This window comes from Paenibacillus sp. 203 (genome assembly GCF_037027525.1).
In the GTDB taxonomy this organism is placed as follows: domain Bacteria; phylum Bacillota; class Bacilli; order Paenibacillales; family Paenibacillaceae; genus Paenibacillus; species Paenibacillus polymyxa_B.
Genome location: NZ_JAXCHD010000008.1, coordinates 142,732 through 164,101, shown reverse-complemented (window position 1 = coordinate 164,101; position 21,370 = coordinate 142,732). Strand labels below are relative to the sequence as shown.

Below are 21,370 nucleotides of genomic sequence, written 5' to 3'. Positions count from 1 at the left end.
ATACTGCGTATAATATGCGAATTCCTATCTGTTTTGGGCAATTCATTACAACGCAGAATTTCAGATCTATTGTTTAGCTTTATTCTCTTTTTCTCTTTCGACCAGCATATCTACGATCATATCAATTTGCCCGGTAATAGCGATTGGATCATAACGATAATACGTATCAAAATCGTTAAAGAACACTCTATTGTTCTTCACCGCTGGAAGATTCCCCCACACAGCGGACGACTTTAGTTGTTTGAGCGCGTCACCCTTTTTCTCGGGGTCATACGTAGTCAGGAACATATAATCTGCGTCATACTGTGGCAATACCTCCATCGAAAGCTGCACCGTTTGTTCCTTGGAGTTCACTGTTTTCTTTGGCATGTTCAGTTTAAGCGCATTGTATACAGCTTGGCCGCCGCGCCCCGCATTGTCGCCAAAGATCCAAAGTGCGTGCTTGTCCGTCAGCTCATACAAACCGAAAGTTGCCTTTTCGTCAATCACACCTTTAAGACGTGCGCGACCTTCAGCGGCCTTTTTATCAAATGCAGTAATAAATTGCTCGGCCTTCTCCTTTTCCCCAGTGATATCGCCGAACAGCTTGACCGTATCATAGATATTAGTCGTCGTACCGTAAGGAATGTACAGGGTAGGTGCGATTTTAGACAAAGCCTCATAATTCGTATCCTTCATAACCACGATCAGATCGGGTTTGAGTTCCAGCGTCTTTTCCAAATTGGTCGGATCACCCACCTCTTTGGTTCCTTTTTCCTTCAGCAAATCGGTCAGAAAAGGATTTTGAAACGCAGTCGGCTCCACACCCACCACGTTAGCACCCACGGACAGCAATTCTCCGCCGTAAAAATCCGTTACAATGCGCTGTGGCTTTGCAGGAATTTGAATATCCCCTTTAACCGTTTTAAAGCTTCTAGTCTCTCCAGTAGTAGCCGACTCTTGCTTATCTTCTGAAGATGAAGCCGGACTACTTCCATTATTATTTCCGCCGCAAGCGCTGATGAATACAGACAATACAAGTAACATAGCTGTCATCATAAAATACGATTTTCTTTTCAACTGATTAGCCCCCTATATATTGTGGAGATGATCTCTGAAACAGATGATAATGATTATCAATATCGTAAGAAATATATCAAGTGTCGTCCTTGCTGTCAACTGAAAACGAACTTTGCATCATTTCACTTTAAAAAACAAAAGACCTGCCAAAAAATGATGGCCAGGTCTTTTTTCGTGGAGCCGTCTCAAAAACCTACACATTGGGGCTAGGCTGCTGAAGGCTGCTTTCTGATGATCGCTGTTTTGTTTTATATTCTTCTCCCCAATCCTTCATCAGGTTAATAATCGGGATCAGCGTTTTTCCAAATTCAGTTAGAGAGTATTCGACCTTAGGAGGAACCTGTTGGTAGACTTCACGGTGAACGACTCCGTCCTCTTCCAGCTCGCGCAATTGGAGTGTCAGCATACGCTGAGTAATTCCCGGACAGATCCGCCGAAAATCACTAAATCGCTTAGTCCCATACATAAGATGATATAGAATAATCCCTTTCCATTTGCCCCCAATCACGTCCAGCGTGAACTCAACTGGACACGCCTGATCATTTCCAGCGGTACATTCCCCAAAGCCGCCTTTCCGATTGCGCATAGGCTTTTCTCCTCCTTGGTATCATTTTATATACTACAGCACATTAATGTGCGTACTTCAAAAACGATCATGTATATTCTAATATTAAGCATGTCACTTGGTAAGCGTCAATTTTAATCACATCATAAGGAGTGGAATAACGATGGAAACCTTAACTACTACTAAAGATCAAATCTTATCTGCATACGAGTTCAGACATGCAACGAAGGAATTTGACAGTCATAAGAAAATTAGCGATTCCGATTTTGATTTTATTCTTGAAACCGGTCGTTTATCTCCAAGCTCATTTGGCTTTGAACCTTGGAAATTTGTTATAGTTCAGAGTAAAGCAATGCGTGAGAAGCTGCTGCCTTATTCTTGGGGGGCGCAAAAACAACTGCCAACAGCCAGCCATTTTGTACTCATCCTCTCTAGACTTCCAGAAGATATGGTAGCCTCCTCCGATTATATCAAGAGTATGATGGAGAACGTGCAGCAATTACCCGCTGAAGTGATTCAAGGCAGAGAGAAAGTGTATGACGCCTTTCTAAAATCTGATTTTGGGCTGGAGGAAAATAAAAGAGCCTTGTTCGAATGGGGCTGCCGACAAACCTACATCGCACTGGGTAACATGATGACTGCCGCAGCTCAAATCGGCATTGATTCCTGTCCTATCGAAGGTTTTAATAAACAGGAAATTGAACGCATCCTCTCCGAAGAAGGCATCATGGATGCCGAGCATTTCGGTATTTCCTGTATGGTGGCATTTGGATACCGTCTGAACGAGCCGCGCGGCAAAACCCGGCGCTCTGTAGATCAGGTTATTGAATGGGTGTAAAACCTTTACTCTAAAACAAAGAGGCGTCCCACAGCCATTTCCATGGCTATGGGCGCCCCTTTTTCATAAAATCTCAAGTCTTATAAAAAATCTGTCATTCAAAATCCTTACTGATAGTTTACTTCTTCTGCAAAGTAAATCTCCTTCAAACGATCCTTTACGCGCTGAATTTCATCTGCTGTTAACGGAGCTGTAGGATGCAGCTTAAAGTTCCTTCCAGTGACATAGCTTACATCCGTGTTCTTATCCAGATTGTATGCCATCTTCGGAACCGGACTTCGGGTATAGTCAGTAAAGTCAATAATGGACCATGCCGCATCTCCATCCTCCTTGGATAAAATAATCCGCTGTGAGGCGTTTTCAGTCCACAAGTAACGCAGATTGGCTGGTGAATTATTGGAGTCCATAACTGCCTTAAAGCCTGAGCCTCTAAACATGAGCGAAAACTCCGTATGATCATTACTCAATCCAGCTACCGATTCATAAATCTGTTTCAGCCCGTCCACGCCTACAATCTCAACCTCACGGTCAACAGGGAAGTGATTCACAAAGTTCTCCCATATTTGAGACATGTTATGGTTTTTGGCAAGCCAGTTGACATCCAAAATAATGGACATGTAGTTTACTGTATTCAAACGTTGATACGGGTTATCTAAATACTGCTGCGCTATATACAGTTGTGGTGCCGCATCCGTTTCGGTCACATATGGATCGCCCGGATGGAGAGTCCAGCGTGAGGAATCTTTGGTATAACGTGATCCAATCGGATCAATCGTAATCGAGTTCATAAATACGATACCGCTATTATTTGTAAGCCCCTGTGCCGGAACAATCGGATTATCCTTATGGGACCAGTAAGGCATCAAAGGTGAACCCTCACCATACATGTTGTTCACATTATACTGTGTAGCCGACCAACCCATCGCTGAGGTGATCTTAAAGTGATCCTTAAGCCATTGGGCCTGCTCAGGATTCACCGTAAAGCCAGTTAATGATTTAGGCAGATACTTCCGATATTGGTCTGTATCCATGCTTTCAAACACCGAAGGTGATCCTAACGAACCAGATTGGTGCAGCTCATTGAGTGCATTATAACGATACATATACAACCACTCGTTCATCTGTGCTTCCCATTCAGGGAGACCAAACAGATTATTCGGATACCCATCCAAAATCCCGACTTCATCGCCATACTGATCCACATATTCCAAAACCTTTTTAAGCTGCGGACGATTTGATTCCACAAAAATAAATCTATTTTCCATGGCCCACGTCACTTTTACGTTGGGACCAAAGTGATCCATCAGCAATTGACGTGACTGCTCAATTTGCTCTATCGTGGTCGTACTGCCCGCATCTTTTCCCTGCAGCATCATGGAGATAGCAAAATATTGCTTTTTGCGTGCCCCTGGTACTACAGTTAACTCCGCATCGGATATGAAGTGAATTCCCTGAGAGGGTGACTCAACCTCAATCTTGAATGGAATGACAGAGTTCAATGCAGGTATCAGATGCAGATTGGCAATATGTCCATCCTCGTCAAATATCCCTCTGGAATCCTCAATCCGAAGCTTCAAGTCTGACGGCAATAGACCGGACGGTATGACCTCTCCCTTTGCATTTTGAAATACATAGGGCATGCTCCAGGCATTAGGGTCTAGAGTCGCCGCCTGTGAAATGGAGTACGTCGCCAAGTATACGGACCTGATTACACTCGGTTCCTCTACCGGAGGAGTCTTCCCTTTCACGATCAGCTTGGTCTGTGCTTTAAGCACCTGATGGGGTTTAGCAATGATGACTTCCATCTCTACAGGAATGTAATCATCAGCAGCAGGTATATTTTCGGAATGCGCAATTTTCCCATGTTCATCAAATACACCTAATGTATCACTAAATGTGTAAGTAACACTTGTGACGCTAACATCGGGAATGCTTACCAAGTGCCCTTTATTGTAGAGATCAAAGGACAGCTGATACGAAGGATACGTTTCTGGTTGATTTACCAACTCGGGCGCCTTGATTACGACCTCATCCACTAGAAAATCCGAAGAATGGTCCGGTGGTTCTGACGGATTCACAGGTGGTGTCACTGGTGGTTTGAGCCCAGGATCTGGTCGTACAACTGGCGGTTCCGGGTTCGGCTCTGTAGGTGTTACCGGAGATACCGGTGGATCGGGCCTTGGACTGTGGCTTTTAGGCTCTTCGATTTCCGGATTCGCACGCTGGTGACTAATTTCTGGCGCCAGGTCGACCACAATCTTCTTTGCATCCGGTGGACTGGCTGGCTGATTCGTCGTTGCAGTTCCATTTCCTAATGACTCCAGCAAACGCTTGGCACGTTCTCTTAGACCGTCGCCACCTAGCCATATCCGATACGCTACCAGTGTAGCATCCTGCCGTCTCACAGACTCTTTGGGATGGAAATAATGGTTCGTGTCCCCCTCGATCAGCTCCAAACGTTCCATCAGCCATACGCTCGTTTGTGCATAGTCTGATACATCAGACTGATCCACAAAACTGGATTTATTGGAAGCACGGGTATCTTCAGTGACACCGAAATACCTGGCAAACCACACTGCCATATCCTGACGAGTCATATTGTGTTTTGCACCGAATAACTGATCACTAATTCCTTTGGTAATGTTCTCTGCTTGCAAGGTCTGCACATAGGGTAGAGCCCATGGTGACACATCACTAAAAGGAGCAACGCTTTTGTTAACCGAAGTTCGCTTTAACGTTTTAGCGAAAATACTCGCCCACTCCTGTCGCGAAATAAAATGTACAGGTCGAAAACTACCATCCTGATAACCCGTAACATACCCTTGAGCAGCCATGGCTTCAATTGCATCGGCTGCATATGAATGTTCAATATCGTTAAAGGCCCTGTTTGCAAAAACAGGCACAGTATGTATACAGAACAACCAAACAGCCAGTATAGCAGCGATGTACTGCCTAATTTGTTTTAACTTTTTTTCATATTTCATATTATTTTGGATTCTTGCACCTCCTTTACAATATAGCATCAGGTTACTTGCACCTGGACTTCTGTGTGAATTTTGAAAATTATTTCTTTTGTTTTCAAACGGATTTCATTTCAATTAACACCAAACTGTATATACTTGAATTATCGGAATAATATCCCTAGGATTGAATAAAGACAGCAAAAAAAGTAATTATAGATTACGGTTCTATCCGTAATATTGTCATTATTTTAAAGGCATATATCCCGATCTTTTAAAATGGTTTTCATTGGGAATTAAATTTCCAGCATTTTTTCATTACTAAATTTTCTAATGCGAGCATCACAATAAAAAAGATAACATCATGTATAAAGCACCCTACACAATGTTATCTCTTCTTTTGTTTTTATTGGCTATCTCCATCATCAGTTGATTCTTTGTTCCCCGTACCCTTAAAAACATAATAATAACCTTCTGAAATCCCATCTTGCGGATAAGCTGTAGGATCTTCGCTGGTTACTTGACCTACAAGCTCCCGATTGTTAAACGTGTGAGGACCTTCCTCTATTAACGCTTCAGCAGACATCCCACTGATAAGTCTTACGGTACTGGACCAGAATGTAACTAAATATATATCGTTAGCATTAAATTGAAAGCGTCCTTCACTGGGTGTCCCCTCATAAAACAGCTCAGACAAAGAAGCCGCTTCTGACCCTCTCATAAAAATTTGAATATCACTAGTTCCATTCCATCTATGAGGAATTCCGCCTCTAGGATTTATATACTCTACAACCTCAGGCTCTTGATCGCGAAGAAAATCAGTAACTGTAAATTTGTACACATCATCCGTTATACTCTCGGTTACAACTCCAGTTGTTTTCCCCGTTTTATAGCCGCTGAAATCTCCATACACATTTGGGGTTTGGCTTAAAGCTGCAAAAAACCTTTCCTGATCCATATATTCGACTCTTCCAGGTACTGCAGTCAATCTATATGTCTTGACCTCAGTGCCCTTGTACTTATCCCAAGTATATTCTGTAGCTGCATAAGATACTCCACCGTTCCAGCCCACAGATGCCACCATGAGAATACCTATCATCAATAATAATGACCATTTTTTCAACAACATACCCTCAACCTCTTTCTCCAAATACACTCAAATCATTATTAGCATTATAGCTTTTCAATAATTCTATTAACAGTTAAATATTAGAAAAATATAAATTCAAATATAAACACGTGGACATGAAACGTATGCGCATTCTCTCTTGTAGCTTAGTCTGCAGTATTGCTCACAGTAGCATCATACTGGCCTGTCTCGTATTGTCCAAATTGGTGAACTATGTAGTCGAAACCGTTGTTGCTCCGGTTGCAGATATCCAGTATCATTTTCCCTCCTTTGTATTTATTTGAAGTCCCACGGTCTGACCTTTAAAATATATAATGTACTAGGCGTTATATAGGAAGGGGGAATTTATCTATGTTCAAGAAAATGGATATTTACCGAATCATCACTTTAATATTTGCTGTAGTTGTTATGATCTCTTCCTTTTTATCACTCGCATACCCAGACACCTATAGGGACTCATACAAAATCGCGCAATTTTTTCTGGTTTATATTTTTATTTTCTGGAATTACAGAGTTTAAGGCTAACCGTAAGAGTGTAGCAATAATCAACTTCTCCATTTTCGTTCTCACTTTTTTTGTATCTATATTTACACTTGTAGTGCGAACAGGATAACCACACGGTTCTATACCTCAGTAACAACCCTTCCATAAGCCCCTCCCTCGTCATGTAAAAGAAAAGCCGAGCGAACTCAGGATCATCTGAATTGCGCTCGGCAAATGTTACGTATTTAGCAATCTTTTAGTTTTCCTCTAATTCTTCAATTCTCTGCCGCTTTCCTATGCCAAAGACAAAATATCCAACAACGACGATCGCCATAAATGTTGCCCCGACAATCAACGACAAGCGTGTGTCTGGATTAAACCACATTCCAACGATCACCAGCAACAAAAAGACAATGGTGATGTAGTTACTGATCGGAAAAAAACGAGATTTAAAGGTGTGATCCTTCATTTCGTCCTTCCACTTTTTCCTGAATTTAAATTGACTGATGGCTAATGCAAACCACGGTACCATGCCTGGAAGAACACTGGCGCTGTAAATATACAGAAACAGTTTGGAATCAGGCATTAAATAGTTAAATAACACCCCTACCAGCAGCAAGGAAATGGTCGTTATTATACTATTTCTAGGGACGCCGCTTGGAGAAACTTTCCCAAAAAACTTAGGAGCTTGTCCGTTCTTAGCCAATGTATATAACATTCTGCCCGCACTGTAAATACCACTGTTACAACCAGACATCGCAGCTGTAAGTACAACAAAGTTAATGATACCCGCAGCAGCCACAATTCCTACCTTGGCAAAAGTCAGAACAAATGGGCTGCCGATCTCGCCTATTTGGTTCCAAGGATAAATCGTAACAATGACAAAGATTGCACCCACGTAGAAAATCAAAATACGCCAGATGATGTTTTTAATGGCTTTTCGCAGTGTCATCTTCGGATTTTCAGCTTCACCTGCCGTAATACCTACCATCTCTATCCCTTGATAAGCCGCTGTTACAATGCAGAGTGCAAATAGAAACCCTTTCAAACCACCTGCAAAGAAACCTCCCTGGCTGTACAGATTGGATAGCCCTATCGGTTGTCCACCGTTACCGAGTCCAAAGAAGATCATCCCCGTACCAACTACTAGCATAAAGATAATGGCGACAATTTTAATCATCGCAAACCAAAACTCAAATTCCCCATAAAATTTCACAGCCGCCAAATTGGCCAATGCAATAATAATTACACCTGCCAAAGCCGGCAACCATTGCGGGATATCTGGGAACCAGTAGCCCACATATACCCCAATCGCAGTGACTTCTGCCATCCCTACGGTAACCCATAAAAACCAATAGCTCCAGGCGGTCAAGAAACCGGCTAAAGGGCTGATATATTTATGAGCAAATGTAGCGAATGAGCCTGTCACCGGTTCAAGAATCAGCATTTCCCCCATGATCCGCATGACAAAAAACATAATAATCCCCGCTAAGAGATATGCCAACAGCACTGAGGGACCTGCCCATTTTATCGTACTTGCCGACCCCATAAACAAACCGACGCCAATCGTACCTCCAAGCGCAATCAACTCAACGTGCCGTGGCTTTAGCCCTCTCGTTAATTGTTTCGATTCCAAAAGAACGCTCCCCTTCGTATATGTTCATCATCAAACGCTAATGATCCGGAAAACTGTCCCCAAACATTATTAATTTTTCAGACTGACGTGGTCGTGAGTGAACGACTACAAAGTAGTTCCACGATTCGTAAATATACAAGGAAACCACGTCCTATTTACCGTCCAAACCTTACTGTTTCTAAGACCGAGTCCGTAGCATTAGATGCATTGTATGACAAAAAACGCCTAAATACAACTGCTAATTAGTAGACATTTTTAGGCATGAAATGGAAAGGAAGGCTATTCATATTTTCTGAACAATGGTCAATTTAATGCAATACATTAGAGTGCTAAACATACATATTTCTTCAATGATAAATATCACGATATTAAGCCTATTTGAAATCTGTATTCATACAGTGGAAAACATGAATCCCGAATGAAAGAGCAACATTTCAAACATTGCCTTGTGATATAACTAGTGAATATGTATTTATTTGAGATTTTTTATAAAATTTTTTTGATCCTTGGTAAACATATAGCCACGTCGTTCGTAGAACCTGTGAGCCTGTATCCGACTTGGATGAGATAACAGTTTGATCCCGGAAAATCCATGGGACTTCCCCCACTGTTCAAATTTCCCTAACATTTTTTTCTTTCACTTTTAAAATGCCTCCTTTTTTCATCATACGATGCTTGATGTTGAATCATTAATCCTCGCAATCATACCCGTTAAAACACTTCAGCATCTCGATGAACGCTTCAAGTTTAGAATCCTCCCATGTTGAAATACGTTGATAAAACTCTTTTTCTTTTTCTTTTAAAGCTTCCAAGGCTTTTTCACGACCATTGGCTGTCAGGGATATCAACACTCCCCGACGATCCTCAGGATGAGTTTCACTTTTTACATAATTCAAGTGTTTAAGCTGAGTAACAAGACGGCTGACAGAGCTTCGATCCATAGCGGTGGATTCCGCCAAAAATGTAGCGCTTGCCGGACCGTATGACAGGAGACAACGTACAATCAGAAAAGCTGCAGGTTGTAATGATGGATCGAAAAGTGCCGCAGTTTTTACATTGAGTGCATGCGACGCGCTTATAAGTGCATTAAGTTGTTCACCAAGATTCAGTTCTAATTGCTCTCTTGTAGAATCTGGATGTTGAGTTTTATTATCCATATGTCTCCACCTTATTTGAATGAGTTCGAATATATATTTGACATATATCAATCAAAATACATATACTTGATATATATCAATCATATTTTCAACTTTGGTAAGTGTCAAGCAGAAGATCTACATTATAAAGCATCCACAACCGTAAAGCGTAGACATGAATATGGATGTAATTGGATCGAGAATTTGGAGGATGATCTATATGTCGACATACCCGATTATTGTAATCACTGGTGCTACTAACGGTCTTGGACAATGGGTAGCAATTGAATTAGCCAAACGTGGAGCACATCTAGTCTTAACAGCCAGAAATGAAAAACGTGCTGAAATGACTAAAAATATTTTAAAAGATCTGGCGCCAAGTACAAAGGTAGACTTTTTTTTCGGGGACCTGTCTCTTATGAAAGATGTCAAACGTATGGGAGATGAAATTAAAGCTAATTATCCAAAGATTGATGTATTAGTGAACAATGCTGGATTACATGGATTTGAACAACGCATAACCTCAGAGGGTTTGGCAGAAATGATAGCCGTAAACTATCTTGCCCCGTGGCTGTTAACGCATACACTACTCAATTCACTCATGGAACCCGCAAATGCTAGGATCGTCAATGTGGCTTCTGAAGCATCACGCAACCATGGTGAATTAAAATTACCGGAGGATTTAACAGATACATCTGTATTTACCGCAAGAGGTTCATCTAAGATATACGGAAAGACCAAGCTTCTTAATATCATGTTTACAGAAGAACTTGGACGTCAGCTGGATGGAACTGGGATCGTAGTTAACGCACTTAATCCAGGCTTTAACGTTACCGGCCTTGGTCGCGAGTTAGGATTTTCTTCGATACTTGCAAAAATATTGAACGCTTTGCATATCGGAGACCCACGGAAAGGAGCGGACATCATTATTCGTTTAGCAACAGAATCCCAATATCAAGAAGTGACAGGCGGATATTTTAATGTTGGTACTGGTAAGCCGATTGTACCGACATATCCTGGTGGGGATATCAAGATGCAACGCCTACTTTGGAGTACTACAACCGAATTATTACGGCAAAAAGGCGTTATGGAATGAAATAGGATCTGATATCGAACAATGCTTCTCCAACGAATGGTTCATTTTGTAAACTAAATCTCTCTTTTAACCGATAAATACATATGTTGGTTCTGTACTTAAATATCTCCTCCCATCTTTACATATTCAAGTACAAACGCGTATTTTTCCTAAAAGGGGGCTTTCTATGAACTATCTAGACGAGCATATACTTAGCCTCAAAGCTAAAATGGTGGATCAGAAGACAGCTAATAACGATAATGTGAAATCCATCCCAGCTCAAACTCAGAAATCGGAACAGGACGGTTCCAGGTTTGAAGAAACAAAGCTACTTCATATTGAAAATGATTATCTCACGTTGGAGCCCATTACAATACTACACGGAGAGATTGGTTTCTACATCCCCAAGTCCTTTACTCCTATGCCAATGGAGCAAGCTATAATCAAATATCCTTCAGAGCATCGACCAAAGATCATTTATACCTCATCTGAGGAGACCATCAACATCACTTTTAATCCTACAGATACTGCTCTGGAAGCGGAAGAACTGCCCGATTTTGTAGAGCAAATGGGGGATATTCTACGGTCTGTACAACCGATACGCAACTGGTTAGGTACCGAAATGGTCACCAACTGTTCCGGACTTTCAGTTGGACAGATTCGTTTTGTGGTGGCGGGGATCGACGGTAATCTATACAACGAAATGCTGCTCTTTATCCACAAAGGACGAGTTGTCATAGGTTCCTTTAGCTGTCTGGAAGCAGATCTCGAAGTCTGGTTACCTGTAGCAGAATACTGGGTTCAATCCCTTTCTGTCCTTCCACCCTCCGCCTATTCTACAAATGAGAAAGGAATGATTACACCATGAGTCTGGGATACGATCAAATTCAAATTCACCCTTATGAACAAATTGATTTGGAGGAGCTTACCTTAACGAAAAAAGTTAACGAGCATACTCGGCTTTATTTTACAGGTATCATCCCCGAAGACTTACAAGACAGTTATGTGGAAACGACAGAAAAAAATACCATCATTGAAGTCAGCCAACAAGATGAATCTGGCGCAAGCAAGCCGCTATTTAGTGGGATTGCCCTCTCGGTCGAGGTAAAAGTCGTGCGAGGTGTGTACTATCTGGAGGTGGAAGCCATTTCCCATACGTACCGGATGGACATGAAGCAGCGTACTCGTTCTTTTCAGTATACGAAAATGACGATTCCTCAAATGCTGGAGCACATAGGTAAGGACTATGAAGGGCTGGATGTGATCGACGGGGCTACTGGCGGAGAAGCCATCGGGCGGCTTGCCATTCAGTATCAGGAGACAGACTGGGCTTTTTTAAGACGCATAGCCTCCCGTTATCATACGAGTCTGATGCCTGTAGCTCGTTTTGACAGTCCCAAATTTTATTTTGGTATTGAGGACAGCCCTGCACAGGCGATACTGGATCATACCCGTTATACCGTACGTAAGCAGTTGCTACCTTTTCGTTATTTTCAGGAGAATGAACAGACCAAACTGAGTGAACACGATTTTATTTTTTATGAGGTAGAAACGGATGAGGTACTCGACTTGGGCGCTCAGTTGAATTTTCAGGGGCATAACCTGTATGTGATGGAAGCCTACACCGCTATGAGTCAAGGACTGCTGCGGCATCAGTATGTGTTGGGTTCTTACCAGGGATTTCGGCAAAAAAGCTACTACCAGGATAAGCTGGCAGGAGCCTCATTAAGCGGTATTGTGCTGGACGTACGTCAGGATCAAGTGCGCATTCATCTGGATTGTGATGAACAACAGGACACCAACCAAGCACACTGGTTCAACTATTCTACTGTGTACAGTGGCGGTGGCCATACCGGCTGGTACGTTATGCCAGAAAAAGGCGATTCAGTTTCCCTCTATTTCCCCGGTAGCCGGGAAGAAGACGGCGTAGCAGGTAGTGCGGTGAGACGGGCAGATCGCAAGAGTACGCATAACCATTTTTCCAATCCGCAAATGAAAATATGGCGTACCCCGCATGGCAAGGAAATCCGGCTAGGACCGGATGAACTGGTCGTTACAGGTAAGGACGGCGCCATTTATATCAAACTGGACGATAAGGAAGGCATTCATATTGCGAGCAGCAAACAGGTGAATATTACGGCGGGAGGCAATCTCAGCCTATCTGCGGGGAAGACAATGAGCCTGTCCGCAGGTAGTCAGCTCCGTATGGATTGTAATGGCAGTCATATCGAATTAAGTGGGTCGGCAGACATGAAAGGCAGCGAAGTGAAGTCGAATTAAGGATGATTAGAAATGGAAAAGCAAACAGATGTGTTAGATCAGCAACAAGCGGCTCTTCATCAGGCTTGGTCTTTCATTCGCAAAGAATGGGCGTTGAACTGTAAATCAACACAAACACAAAGATTACAGCATATAGTAGAACATTTTCGCGCCTTTTGTGAGCTGGTTCGGCAAAAACAACTCACAGGTCGTAAAGGTCATATTGGTTACATCACCTACTCTATGCTGCGTACCACATGGCTTGAACAGAAACCCGTTTATCTTGTTGAAGCTACGGATGCCTTATGGATGCTTGATGCTGAGCCCGTTCAGTTGGAGTACGATGCAAGTTGGATTTTTTTCTATTGGATTCAATTACGTGAACAGCTTGGGGCTGAAACTTTGAAGCAGCAAGTCTCCCTTTCCGAACTTGAATTAGAACAGATCATGCTGGAAGCAGCGGGATATCTTCATACGATGATCGTTAGTCTGGTTCGTCAGGCTATGAAGCAAGCAGTCAACCTACCAGAGTTTGAGGCGTTGGATCGTGAAGAAGCTGTTGAGATTCGCGTCGGAGAGTATATGGATCATAGTGTCTCTGTGTATCGGGAAGATCGGAGACCCATGGATGCAAACATAATAAAGTCTTGGCTGGAGGAAAGAGAAGAATCGGCCTACAGCTACCAAGCCCTGTCTCAAGTTCAACTGTCGGATGGAGATTACAGCTCCTTGGATTTTCGCTATACAGTCTTTCGCCAGATCGGGATGCAACAAAGTCGATTGCATCACTGTATCCTCGTAGGCACGGTATGGCAAGAAGCTCAGCTAGATGAAACCAACTTTTCGCACAGCCTGCTTCACGGAGCCGATTTTAGTGGCTGTTCCCTGCAAGAGGCTGTACTGGACGAAGTTATAAGCAATTGCGAATATGGATCGGATGCTTGGCTGGATTGGGAACCGTTAGGATTGGATGGAGTGAATTTTACAAGAGCTAATTTACAGGGAGCTAGTTTTCAACATGCACAGCTTCAAGGGGCTGCTTTCCAAGATGCCGCGCTGCAAAGAGCTTTATTTAACGGCGCGGATCTAACAGGTGCCTGCTTTGTAGGAGCCGATGTTACTGGCGCTTCGTTTATAGGTGCTTGTTTAATAGGAGCTAATTTTACAGGAGCAAAGCTACACCGGGTAATCTTTACAGATGACCAACTAAGCCAAGCTATTGGCCTTGCTGTTGTAGAATCGCCACTGGCTACACAGATAACAGATACAGTGAGTAAAGGAGAGTGGATGTCATGAGGTATTTCCGACTCATGGCGGACGAGCGCGTAAAGCATCGGGTGGAGACTGCTCCCCTGTCTTCCTTACAAGTGGAGGATATCCTTTCGGATCGCACCATTCAGGCGGAGGACACTCCCCTGTTTTTAGCAGTACATACAGATCCACGAACCGTATATCCGGATTTTCTGGAGTTCCCTTTGCCGCTGGTTTCAGACTCCATGAAAGCCCTGTTGGAAAAATATATGCCGGAGCTGGAATGGAAGGCCGCTATACTTACCGATTTTCAGAAAGCCAGGCAGGATGTGTACTGGGTACTGCGTCCACCTGTGGTGGATTGTCTTTCCTCACAAACCGAGTGGTATCCCGACCATACTTTGAAGCAACTGGTACTTAAGTACGGGAAAATCGAACCGTCTATATTTCGGATTGCCGGCTTGTTGGAAGCACATGTCTATATCAATCTCGCGGTAGCGGAAAGTCTGCTGCGTCGTCCATTTACAGGTGTTCGTGTGCAAAAAGTGGAGATGGCCACAAAGGAGGAATAATCCGTATGGAAGAAGCAAGTGTGCAACCTGGAACAGGTGCGAAAAAAAGCTATGTTGTGGCGGGTGCGATTTTAAGCTGTAGTTACGGTACACAGCCTACGCGTTTGAAGCGCCCTTTTAGTCATGGGGTGTATGTCAAAAATAAAGCACAGATGAATATTGGAGATTATGTACCTGGAGTGAACATAAAATCTTTTGGAAATTGCTCCAGTCCGCTGAATCCGGCTGTGCAAGCCAGTGAGATGGTCGATATTTATGGAGTGAAAAAGGCCCCGTGTATTCCTGTCCTTACGATGCCTTGGTTGAACGGAAAAAGTGACATGCGCATCGAAGGCCAGCCTGCTCTTACGCAGAACTGTACGCATCAATGTCTTTATTGCGGACACATACAGATCGAAAATGACGGTCAGGAGCTGGATTAAACAGTTACAACCTACCCCTATAAAAACAAAAGCGTTGGTGAGAGATTGGCTATCTTCTCCACCAACGCATGATATAGGTTATCTTCAAATCGTTTGCTCCACATCAGGTACCACAGTAGGTTCGATAAGGACAGGTGGATTCCTCAGGCAATGTAGAGTAAATTTCCTGTTCGGTAGAGTAAGCATAAGGGTTCGAAAGAACTTCAAGAAGCTGCTCCATCACACGGTAGTCTTCTCGTTCCACCGCAGCTTCTAGTGCTTCTTCTACCCGGTGGTTGCGTGGGATGATTGCAGGATTACTGCTGTGCATCAGCTGACGCGAGGAGGCTTGTGATTCCTGCTGTCTGCCCAGCCTCGCCTGCCACTGCTCGTGCCACTGGGTGAATTCCGCAGTGCTGAACAGAACCGTATCTTCCAGCTTGTTCAAAGTTAGGGCACGGAAGGTATTGGTGTAGTCGGCACGATGCTTCTGCATGATACTCAGAAGCTCCTCAATAAGAGATTCATCCTCCTGCTCTTCGTTAAAGATCCCTAGCTTCGCCCGCATTCCTGCAAGCCAATAATGGTGAAACATTTTTACAAAATCTGAAATTTCATCCTCAGCCAGTGTGACAGCCTGCTCCCTGTTGTCATGCAGCAGTGGCAAGAGCGTCTCAGCAAATCTCGCGAGATTCCACGCAGCAATATGCGGCTGATTGGCATAAGCATAGCGTCCCTGCCTGTCGATGGAACTGAACACCGTCTCAGGATCATAGGTATCCATGAAGGCGCAAGGACCATAATCAATGGTTTCTCCGCTAAGGGTCATATTGTCGGTGTTCATCACCCCATGAATAAAACCAACCAGCTGCCATTTGGCAATCAGCTCGGCTTGACGCTTAATCACTTCCTGAAGCAGTGAAAGGTAACGGTTTTCGTCATTGGCAACTTCCGGGTAGTGTCTTTCCAAGGTATAATCAGCCAGAACACGGAGATCTTGGGACGTGCCCCATGCTGAGACGTATTGAAAGGTTCCGACGCGAAGATGACTGCCAGCCACACGGGTCAGAATGGCTCCGGGCTGCTCGGTTTCCCGGATGATCGACTCACCCGTGGATACCACCGCCAAGCTGCGGGTGGTAGCAATATCCAGCGCATGCATCGCCTCACTGATGATGTATTCGCGAAGCATCGGACCAAGTGCCGCACGGCCGTCACCACCACGGGAATATGGCGTTCTGCCTGAGCCCTTGAGCTGAATATCAACCCGTTCACCCAAGGGAGTGATCTGTTCGCCAAGCAGCAGAGCACGACCGTCTCCTAACATGTTAAAATGCCCGAATTGATGCCCTGCGTAAGCTTGAGCAAGAGGTACGGCTCCTTCTGGAACCTGGTTTCCAGCCAGCTCCGCTACGCCATCATTCCTTTGCAGCGCTGTACCGTTCAACCCCAGTGATGCTGCCAACGGATGATTAAGAATGATCAGCTTGGGTGAGCGGACAGGAGTCAGGTTGAGCTTTGTAAACAATGATTCCGGCAAACGAGAGTAACTGTTGTCGAAGTTCCACCCTTTTTGATCTGCTATTTCTTTTTTCTCCGTCATAGTGTCTCCTTTTCTGCTGCGGTATCTTAGGTTTTCCCATTTTAGTTTTTACTTCTGCCCATTTATTATCCAATTATGAAACATCGAACATGCTTTTTTTATTATAATCGATTATCAAACATTAATTGTATTTGAATACCGAACGGGTCTTCAATAATACCGTAGGCTTGGCTAAACACATTATTTGATAAAGGCACAATAATTTTCACTCGATCATCCGTAATCAAGCTATTATAAAAATGTTTAATTTCTTCTAGGTCAGCACTTTGAATACATAATGAAGTATTATTCCCTACTGTATATTCTTCACTGGGATTCATTGTATCTTCTGCTATCATTACCTTTGTTTTTCCGATTGCTAAGACTGAATGAGAAATATAATTTTTATTTTCATCAGTAAGCTGTATGGAGCTGTCACGTTGGGCCATGTCTTGATAGGTAACAAGAAACAATTCCTCTGCGTTGAAATGTTTTTTGTAAAAATGTATAGCTTCTTTTGCCTTTCCGTTCATGGATAAGAAAATAGCTACTTCTAATGTTGTACTCATGGTATCAATCTCCTTTTATATGTGTAGATATCTTATGAATTTGATCTATTCCCTTGAACTTATTATCATATAAAAAGGTATCAAAATATGACACCTTTATAAGGAGATTTAGATGAAGAAATCAGAAAGATTAAATGACATGATCAGATACTTAAACAGTCGAGAGTTTTTTAATTTAAATGACCTAATGGATAAATACCATATCTCAAAAAGTACAGCTCTACGTGATATTAGTTCATTGGAACAATTAGGTATGCCTATTTTTTCGGAACATGGCAGACATGGACGATATGGTATCCTAAAAAATAGATTGTTATCCCCCATTATTTTTACGATGGATGAAGTGTATGCTCTGTACTTTGCAATGTTAACGTTAGAAGCTTATCAATCCACACCCTTTCACTTAAGTGTTAATCAACTGAATGAAAAGTTTGAACACTGTCTTTCTAAAATACAAATAAACCAGATTCATAAAATGAAAAAGGTTCTACAATTTGAAATATATCAGCATAATCATGTTAGTCGCTATTTAGATAAAATTCTAACAAGCATTCTTAATGAGAGTACGTGTAAAGTTAAATATGTAAAAAATAATCAGAACAAAAGTTACTATGTTCAATTTTTCAAAATTTCCGCTAAGTTTGGCCAATGGTATGCTACTGGAATAGAGTTACATACGAATAAATATAGAGTTTTCAGATGTGATCGAATCACCTTTGTAGAAGAAGAGGAGAACAATTCTCGCTTTTCTATAGATGAACTCCTTAATCGTTCATTAGAAATGTATCAATCTGAGAAGAGCATTGACTTTGAAGTAGAGATTGTAGAACAAGCCAAGGATATTTTTTATAAAGAACATTATCCTTCAATGAAAATAGAAAATAGTGATAAGACAGTCATTAAGGGATTTTATAATCCTGGAGAAGAGGAGTTTATCGCTCATTATTTTATGAGATATGGTCATTATGTACGATCAGTGAAGCCAGAATCTTTAAAAAGGATTATTAAAGATAGAGTTGAGCACCTCTTAAACCACTATCAAAAATTATAAGATCATCGAAGGTTTGTTCAAAATTTTCTCTACATTTTAGCAAGGAAAAGAAGGCTCACGTTCCTTTTCCTTGCTAACGATGACATTTGAATTATGGCTTCCGTTTGGCGATAACAGCATAGGATACCGTTCTTGTGAATCCAGTTGGATTCCATGCAGTAAACACCCATCTGTCTTCGGCCGCGGAATAATTATTGAGAAGAAACCCTTGTTCATTTCCAGAGAAAGTCCATGCACCGCTAATCAAATTGTAGGCGTTACCGTTAATCGTAGTGCTTCTAAAGCTATTAGGAGAAATAGTGATCGGAGCGAAAGTGAAGCGTGCGAATCCATCTCCAAGTTGAGTTACACGAATGGCTTTTTTAAGATTCATAACCACATGACTTCTTTTTTTTAGCTTTCTTCCCAACTTTGCTTCCGCATTTTTAATTTTCATTAAGGTTGCCTTTCTCAAAGAAATCATCTCCTTAATTGTTCTACTTATAGTTAATGATGAGGTAGATACTTTTGAATGGACAAAATCCCCGGTAAATTAGCTTGATTTTTTGATGCTGAAACAAAAAGCCCTTCCTTAAAATAAAGGAGGGCTTGATACCGCTACTTCTCATTATTTTCCGTTCCTATACCGATTTTGTTAAGCCGATATGGGTGATCATGGTGTCATACGGATCTAATTCCATGGTTTGTTTGCCGTATTCCGTTTCAATCGTCGTTCTTTGAAGTTGATCGCTATTGTTAATAACAACCAATATTTTACTTTCTGGATAATAAGCACACTCTGTATATAGGTTATCTGTAATGTACTTCGTTTCATGTAACTCATTGCCTGCAAACCGAATTATATTCAGCAGCAACCTTGTGTTTTCCCAGCTGAATTCGAAAGAAGGAAGGTAGATCCCCTTTCCTTTACCGAAGGCATGAGTAGACAATGCTATCATACCACTCGTTTCCTTCACTACCGCAGCTGACCCATCGGTAAGATAAATGCTATTCTTTGGCGTTATACTGGCTCCTTCAGGAACCAAACCATGCTCATCCCTAACCTCATAAGTCCATTTTCCATGACCTACCCTGGAGCCTGTATCCTCATCCAGACCGAGAACATGTGCCATTCTGAAAAAGCTGTCGTGGCCTTCAACCGCAGAAGGCTGGTTGATACCAATAAAGACACCACCCTCATAAACCCATTGGGTCAGTAAGTCTACACACTTGTTGTCATTCCAGTGCTCCCCACCACTCCATGCTGAACCAGCAGAGCCGGCATTGATCACTACATCACAATCCTGTAGAATTCCCTGACGGATATCTTCAAAATCAATGAACTGCACTTCAATCGGCAATCCGGATAAAGCTTCATTGACATGCATCAAATCATGCATATACGTTTCATGGAAATGGCCGGACAATGTCCACGATTTTAATTTTCCCCAGCTATGCAGAATAGCTACCTTCGTCTTCATGTGATAGGGTTGGCCTTCATGGTGCAGTTCCTTAATTTCTCTGAATTCATTGGCAATCTTTTCGATGTAATCGCAAAAATCCGGGTAAGGCTCTACAAGATGTAAATATCCGCCCAGCCCAATCCGGTCAATAGGCTCCCGCAGCAAGGCGCGCCGGATATTAATCCAATACTTTTTGGCATCCAGCGTGGGGTTTCCCCCTTCCATAAAGGTAGGAAGCCCGCCTAAACCAACTGGAAATAAGTATGGATGCAGCCGAATCTCATGCGTATTCACTTTTACACCTGAACAAAGCCTCGCCTCATAACCTGAGAATACACATTTAATCAACCCGTCAAATCCAAACTCTTGAAAACGGTCATTGTAAGGCTCCATGCCAACCCAACTGTCATCATAGAAAACATAGGCCAGCTTCTCGTACCTATGCACAATGTCAATTAATTTCTTGCCAAATTCGATTACAAAATCATTGATAAATGCCATCCAATCCAGCTTGCGCTGCTCAGCCGGGATATGACTGACGCGGTATTTCCCGCCATTCACAAAATCCTCGGCAGTCATCGAATACCCGTATTTCTTGGCAAACAGATCAAGCGCTCTTGAACTTACCGTAAAATCATATGAACCCCAGTCAGAGAACAGATGGCGATTGCGCTCATTACTGCCCCAGATCCAGGCGAAATTATAAAATAAGGAGGTAAACCGAACAACCGTGGTTTCCTTATGATGGAGACACCAATCTTCCATCCAATCCAGCAGATATTTTTGCGTTTCTGCATAGATGGGATCAATCTGCATCAAATGCTCTTTGTCCCAATGATTCGTTGTGTGATTGTACATGGAAATCTCTTCCCAGATCCGGTAGGCCATAAAGCTTACCGTGTATTTATGCCAAGGAACAATTCCGGTAATGACCACATTTCCGGATTCCCTTTCATAATTCCACTGTTCTCTTGGAACTTCCTCTCCGGTCGTTCTGTCAAAAACCTGCCAATAGTTAAACGCCTCTTTGGAATCATTAACTTTGAATTGTTCAGCAAAAAAATCCTCCATCAGATAGATGGATACATAATCTTGTACAGCTACCTTCGGATTTGTAATTAAAAAACACTGCTGCAGCTTATCCAGATGGTGGGACGCCCACTCATTATGATCTCTGATGATACAGATTGTCGAATATATGCCGTACCCAGCGTTAATAATCTCATCGGACAATTGCGTGCCGTCACTATCACGGATGACATCGGCACCCCACCGTTCAGCTAATTTTAGGGTCAGCGCCTCATAACCGGATTCTCCCGGTAGTGTAAAGTTCCCCGTAGTTTGTTTGGACAACTTGGTTCC

19 protein-coding genes and 1 pseudogene are annotated in these 21,370 nt (G+C 42.6%); 9 read left to right on the top strand and 11 right to left on the bottom strand.

Translation table 11 applies throughout. The features are described 5' to 3' along the window. Nucleotides 1-66: 66 nt before the first annotated feature. A complete protein-coding gene (locus tag WA407_RS19265; RefSeq protein WP_235307361.1) occupies nt 67-1,059 on the bottom strand; it encodes an ABC transporter substrate-binding protein in 993 nt (330 codons plus the stop codon). 193 nt (nt 1,060-1,252) lie between these two features. Further along, on the bottom strand, nt 1,253-1,645 hold the full coding sequence (locus tag WA407_RS19260) for a winged helix-turn-helix transcriptional regulator (RefSeq protein ID WP_165179453.1): 393 nt from the start codon (nt 1,643-1,645) through the stop codon (nt 1,253-1,255). Nucleotides 1,646-1,787: 142 nt separating this feature from the next. Here WA407_RS19260 and WA407_RS19255 point away from each other — a divergent pair, with 142 nt between their 5' ends. Continuing rightward, a complete protein-coding gene (locus WA407_RS19255; RefSeq protein ID WP_235307360.1) occupies nt 1,788-2,462 on the top strand; it encodes an NAD(P)H-dependent oxidoreductase in 675 nt (224 codons plus the stop codon). 107 nt (nt 2,463-2,569) lie between these two features. On the opposite strand, the gene WA407_RS19250 is transcribed toward WA407_RS19255, so the two are convergent. Together WA407_RS19250 and WA407_RS19245 are read right to left on the bottom strand one after the other, a co-directional pair. After that, complete coding sequence (locus WA407_RS19250; RefSeq protein WP_336078155.1) at nt 2,570-5,446, bottom strand: S-layer homology domain-containing protein; 2,877 nt, start codon at nt 5,444-5,446, stop codon at nt 2,570-2,572. A 382-nt stretch (nt 5,447-5,828) separates the two neighbouring features. Further along, a complete protein-coding gene (locus WA407_RS19245; RefSeq protein ID WP_254329620.1) occupies nt 5,829-6,551 on the bottom strand; it encodes a hypothetical protein in 723 nt (240 codons plus the stop codon). A 116-nt stretch (nt 6,552-6,667) separates the two neighbouring features. On the opposite strand from WA407_RS19245, the gene WA407_RS19240 reads away from it, so the two are divergent. After that, on the top strand, nt 6,668-6,835 hold the full coding sequence (locus WA407_RS19240; protein ID WP_336078154.1) for a hypothetical protein: 168 nt from the start codon (nt 6,668-6,670) through the stop codon (nt 6,833-6,835). A 455-nt stretch (nt 6,836-7,290) separates the two neighbouring features. On the opposite strand, the gene WA407_RS19235 is transcribed toward WA407_RS19240, so the two are convergent. The 3 genes and pseudogenes from WA407_RS19235 to WA407_RS19225 form a co-directional block, all read right to left on the bottom strand. Further along, complete coding sequence (locus WA407_RS19235) at nt 7,291-8,670, bottom strand: amino acid permease (RefSeq protein ID WP_235307357.1); 1,380 nt, start codon at nt 8,668-8,670, stop codon at nt 7,291-7,293. 472 nt (nt 8,671-9,142) lie between these two features. Beyond that, nucleotides 9,143-9,286, bottom strand: a pseudogene (locus tag WA407_RS19230) (GNAT family N-acetyltransferase); the annotation flags it as partial. A gap of 73 nt (nt 9,287-9,359) precedes the next feature. Further along, nucleotides 9,360-9,827: a MarR family winged helix-turn-helix transcriptional regulator gene (locus WA407_RS19225; RefSeq protein ID WP_061831604.1), complete on the bottom strand. Its 468-nt coding sequence runs from the start codon at nt 9,825-9,827 to the stop codon at nt 9,360-9,362. Nucleotides 9,828-10,026: 199 nt separating this feature from the next. Between WA407_RS19225 and WA407_RS19220 the strand changes: the two genes are divergently transcribed. The 6 genes from WA407_RS19220 to WA407_RS19195 all read left to right on the top strand — a co-directional run bounded on the left by WA407_RS19220 (nt 10,027) and on the right by WA407_RS19195 (nt 15,385). After that, nucleotides 10,027-10,902: an SDR family NAD(P)-dependent oxidoreductase gene (locus tag WA407_RS19220; RefSeq protein WP_336078153.1), complete on the top strand. Its 876-nt coding sequence runs from the start codon at nt 10,027-10,029 to the stop codon at nt 10,900-10,902. A 166-nt stretch (nt 10,903-11,068) separates the two neighbouring features. Then, complete coding sequence (locus WA407_RS19215; protein ID WP_336078152.1) at nt 11,069-11,749, top strand: hypothetical protein; 681 nt, start codon at nt 11,069-11,071, stop codon at nt 11,747-11,749. After that, nucleotides 11,746-13,161, top strand: coding sequence for a phage baseplate assembly protein V (locus WA407_RS19210; RefSeq protein WP_336078151.1), 1,416 nt, complete (start codon nt 11,746-11,748; stop codon nt 13,159-13,161). Before WA407_RS19215 ends, WA407_RS19210 begins: the two co-directional genes overlap by 4 nt. Nucleotides 13,162-13,173: 12 nt before the next feature. After that, nucleotides 13,174-14,436: a pentapeptide repeat-containing protein gene (locus WA407_RS19205; RefSeq protein ID WP_336078149.1), complete on the top strand. Its 1,263-nt coding sequence runs from the start codon at nt 13,174-13,176 to the stop codon at nt 14,434-14,436. Further along, the gene (locus WA407_RS19200; RefSeq protein WP_336078148.1) at nt 14,433-14,963 is read left to right on the top strand and encodes a hypothetical protein; all 531 of its coding nucleotides are present in this window, start codon (nt 14,433-14,435) and stop codon (nt 14,961-14,963) included. The genes WA407_RS19205 and WA407_RS19200 overlap by 4 nt, the downstream gene beginning before the upstream one ends. A 5-nt stretch (nt 14,964-14,968) precedes the next feature. Then, nucleotides 14,969-15,385: a DUF4280 domain-containing protein gene (locus tag WA407_RS19195; RefSeq protein ID WP_013308879.1), complete on the top strand. Its 417-nt coding sequence runs from the start codon at nt 14,969-14,971 to the stop codon at nt 15,383-15,385. 103 nt (nt 15,386-15,488) lie between these two features. Here the strand turns inward: WA407_RS19195 and WA407_RS19190 are convergent, their stop codons facing one another. Further along, nucleotides 15,489-16,967, bottom strand: a complete 1,479-nt coding sequence (locus WA407_RS19190; RefSeq protein ID WP_336078147.1) for a protein adenylyltransferase SelO — start codon at nt 16,965-16,967, stop codon at nt 15,489-15,491. 101 nt (nt 16,968-17,068) lie between these two features. After that, nucleotides 17,069-17,515 (bottom strand): VOC family protein, encoded by a 447-nt coding sequence (locus tag WA407_RS19185; protein WP_336078146.1) that lies wholly within the window; start codon nt 17,513-17,515, stop codon nt 17,069-17,071. 112 nt (nt 17,516-17,627) lie between these two features. On the opposite strand from WA407_RS19185, the gene WA407_RS19180 reads away from it, so the two are divergent. Then, nucleotides 17,628-18,566, top strand: coding sequence for a helix-turn-helix transcriptional regulator (locus tag WA407_RS19180; protein WP_250259336.1), 939 nt, complete (start codon nt 17,628-17,630; stop codon nt 18,564-18,566). Between the two features lie 91 nt (nt 18,567-18,657). Here the strand turns inward: WA407_RS19180 and WA407_RS19175 are convergent, their stop codons facing one another. Beyond that, nucleotides 18,658-19,029 carry a hypothetical protein gene (locus WA407_RS19175; protein ID WP_231109497.1) on the bottom strand — a complete coding sequence of 124 codons (372 nt, stop codon included), beginning with the start codon at nt 19,027-19,029 and terminating at the stop codon, nt 18,658-18,660. A gap of 157 nt (nt 19,030-19,186) precedes the next feature. Continuing rightward, the gene (gene gnpA / locus WA407_RS19170) at nt 19,187-21,361 is read right to left on the bottom strand and encodes a 1,3-beta-galactosyl-N-acetylhexosamine phosphorylase (protein WP_336078145.1); all 2,175 of its coding nucleotides are present in this window, start codon (nt 21,359-21,361) and stop codon (nt 19,187-19,189) included. Between the last annotated feature and the right edge of the window lie 9 nt (nt 21,362-21,370).

What these genes read in the sequence shown, in the direction of transcription:
- WA407_RS19255 (WP_235307360.1), top strand. Translation starts at nt 1,788, where the DNA reads ATGGAAACCTTAACTACTACTAAAGATCAAATCTTATCTGCATACGAG.
- WA407_RS19260 (WP_165179453.1), bottom strand. Translation starts at nt 1,645, where the DNA reads ATGCGCAATCGGAAAGGCGGCTTTGGGGAATGTACCGCTGGAAATGAT.
- WA407_RS19185 (WP_336078146.1), bottom strand. Translation starts at nt 17,515, where the DNA reads ATGAGTACAACATTAGAAGTAGCTATTTTCTTATCCATGAACGGAAAG.
- WA407_RS19175 (WP_231109497.1), bottom strand. Translation starts at nt 19,029, where the DNA reads ATGATTTCTTTGAGAAAGGCAACCTTAATGAAAATTAAAAATGCGGAA.
- WA407_RS19190 (WP_336078147.1), bottom strand. Translation starts at nt 16,967, where the DNA reads ATGACGGAGAAAAAAGAAATAGCAGATCAAAAAGGGTGGAACTTCGAC.
- WA407_RS19205 (WP_336078149.1), top strand. Translation starts at nt 13,174, where the DNA reads ATGGAAAAGCAAACAGATGTGTTAGATCAGCAACAAGCGGCTCTTCAT.
- WA407_RS19200 (WP_336078148.1), top strand. Translation starts at nt 14,433, where the DNA reads ATGAGGTATTTCCGACTCATGGCGGACGAGCGCGTAAAGCATCGGGTG.
- WA407_RS19220 (WP_336078153.1), top strand. Translation starts at nt 10,027, where the DNA reads ATGTCGACATACCCGATTATTGTAATCACTGGTGCTACTAACGGTCTT.
- WA407_RS19245 (WP_254329620.1), bottom strand. Translation starts at nt 6,551, where the DNA reads ATGTTGTTGAAAAAATGGTCATTATTATTGATGATAGGTATTCTCATG.
- WA407_RS19250 (WP_336078155.1), bottom strand. Translation starts at nt 5,446, where the DNA reads ATGAAATATGAAAAAAAGTTAAAACAAATTAGGCAGTACATCGCTGCT.
- WA407_RS19210 (WP_336078151.1), top strand. Translation starts at nt 11,746, where the DNA reads ATGAGTCTGGGATACGATCAAATTCAAATTCACCCTTATGAACAAATT.
- WA407_RS19195 (WP_013308879.1), top strand. Translation starts at nt 14,969, where the DNA reads ATGGAAGAAGCAAGTGTGCAACCTGGAACAGGTGCGAAAAAAAGCTAT.
- WA407_RS19215 (WP_336078152.1), top strand. Translation starts at nt 11,069, where the DNA reads ATGAACTATCTAGACGAGCATATACTTAGCCTCAAAGCTAAAATGGTG.
- WA407_RS19180 (WP_250259336.1), top strand. Translation starts at nt 17,628, where the DNA reads ATGAAGAAATCAGAAAGATTAAATGACATGATCAGATACTTAAACAGT.
- WA407_RS19225 (WP_061831604.1), bottom strand. Translation starts at nt 9,827, where the DNA reads ATGGATAATAAAACTCAACATCCAGATTCTACAAGAGAGCAATTAGAA.
- WA407_RS19240 (WP_336078154.1), top strand. Translation starts at nt 6,668, where the DNA reads ATGAAACGTATGCGCATTCTCTCTTGTAGCTTAGTCTGCAGTATTGCT.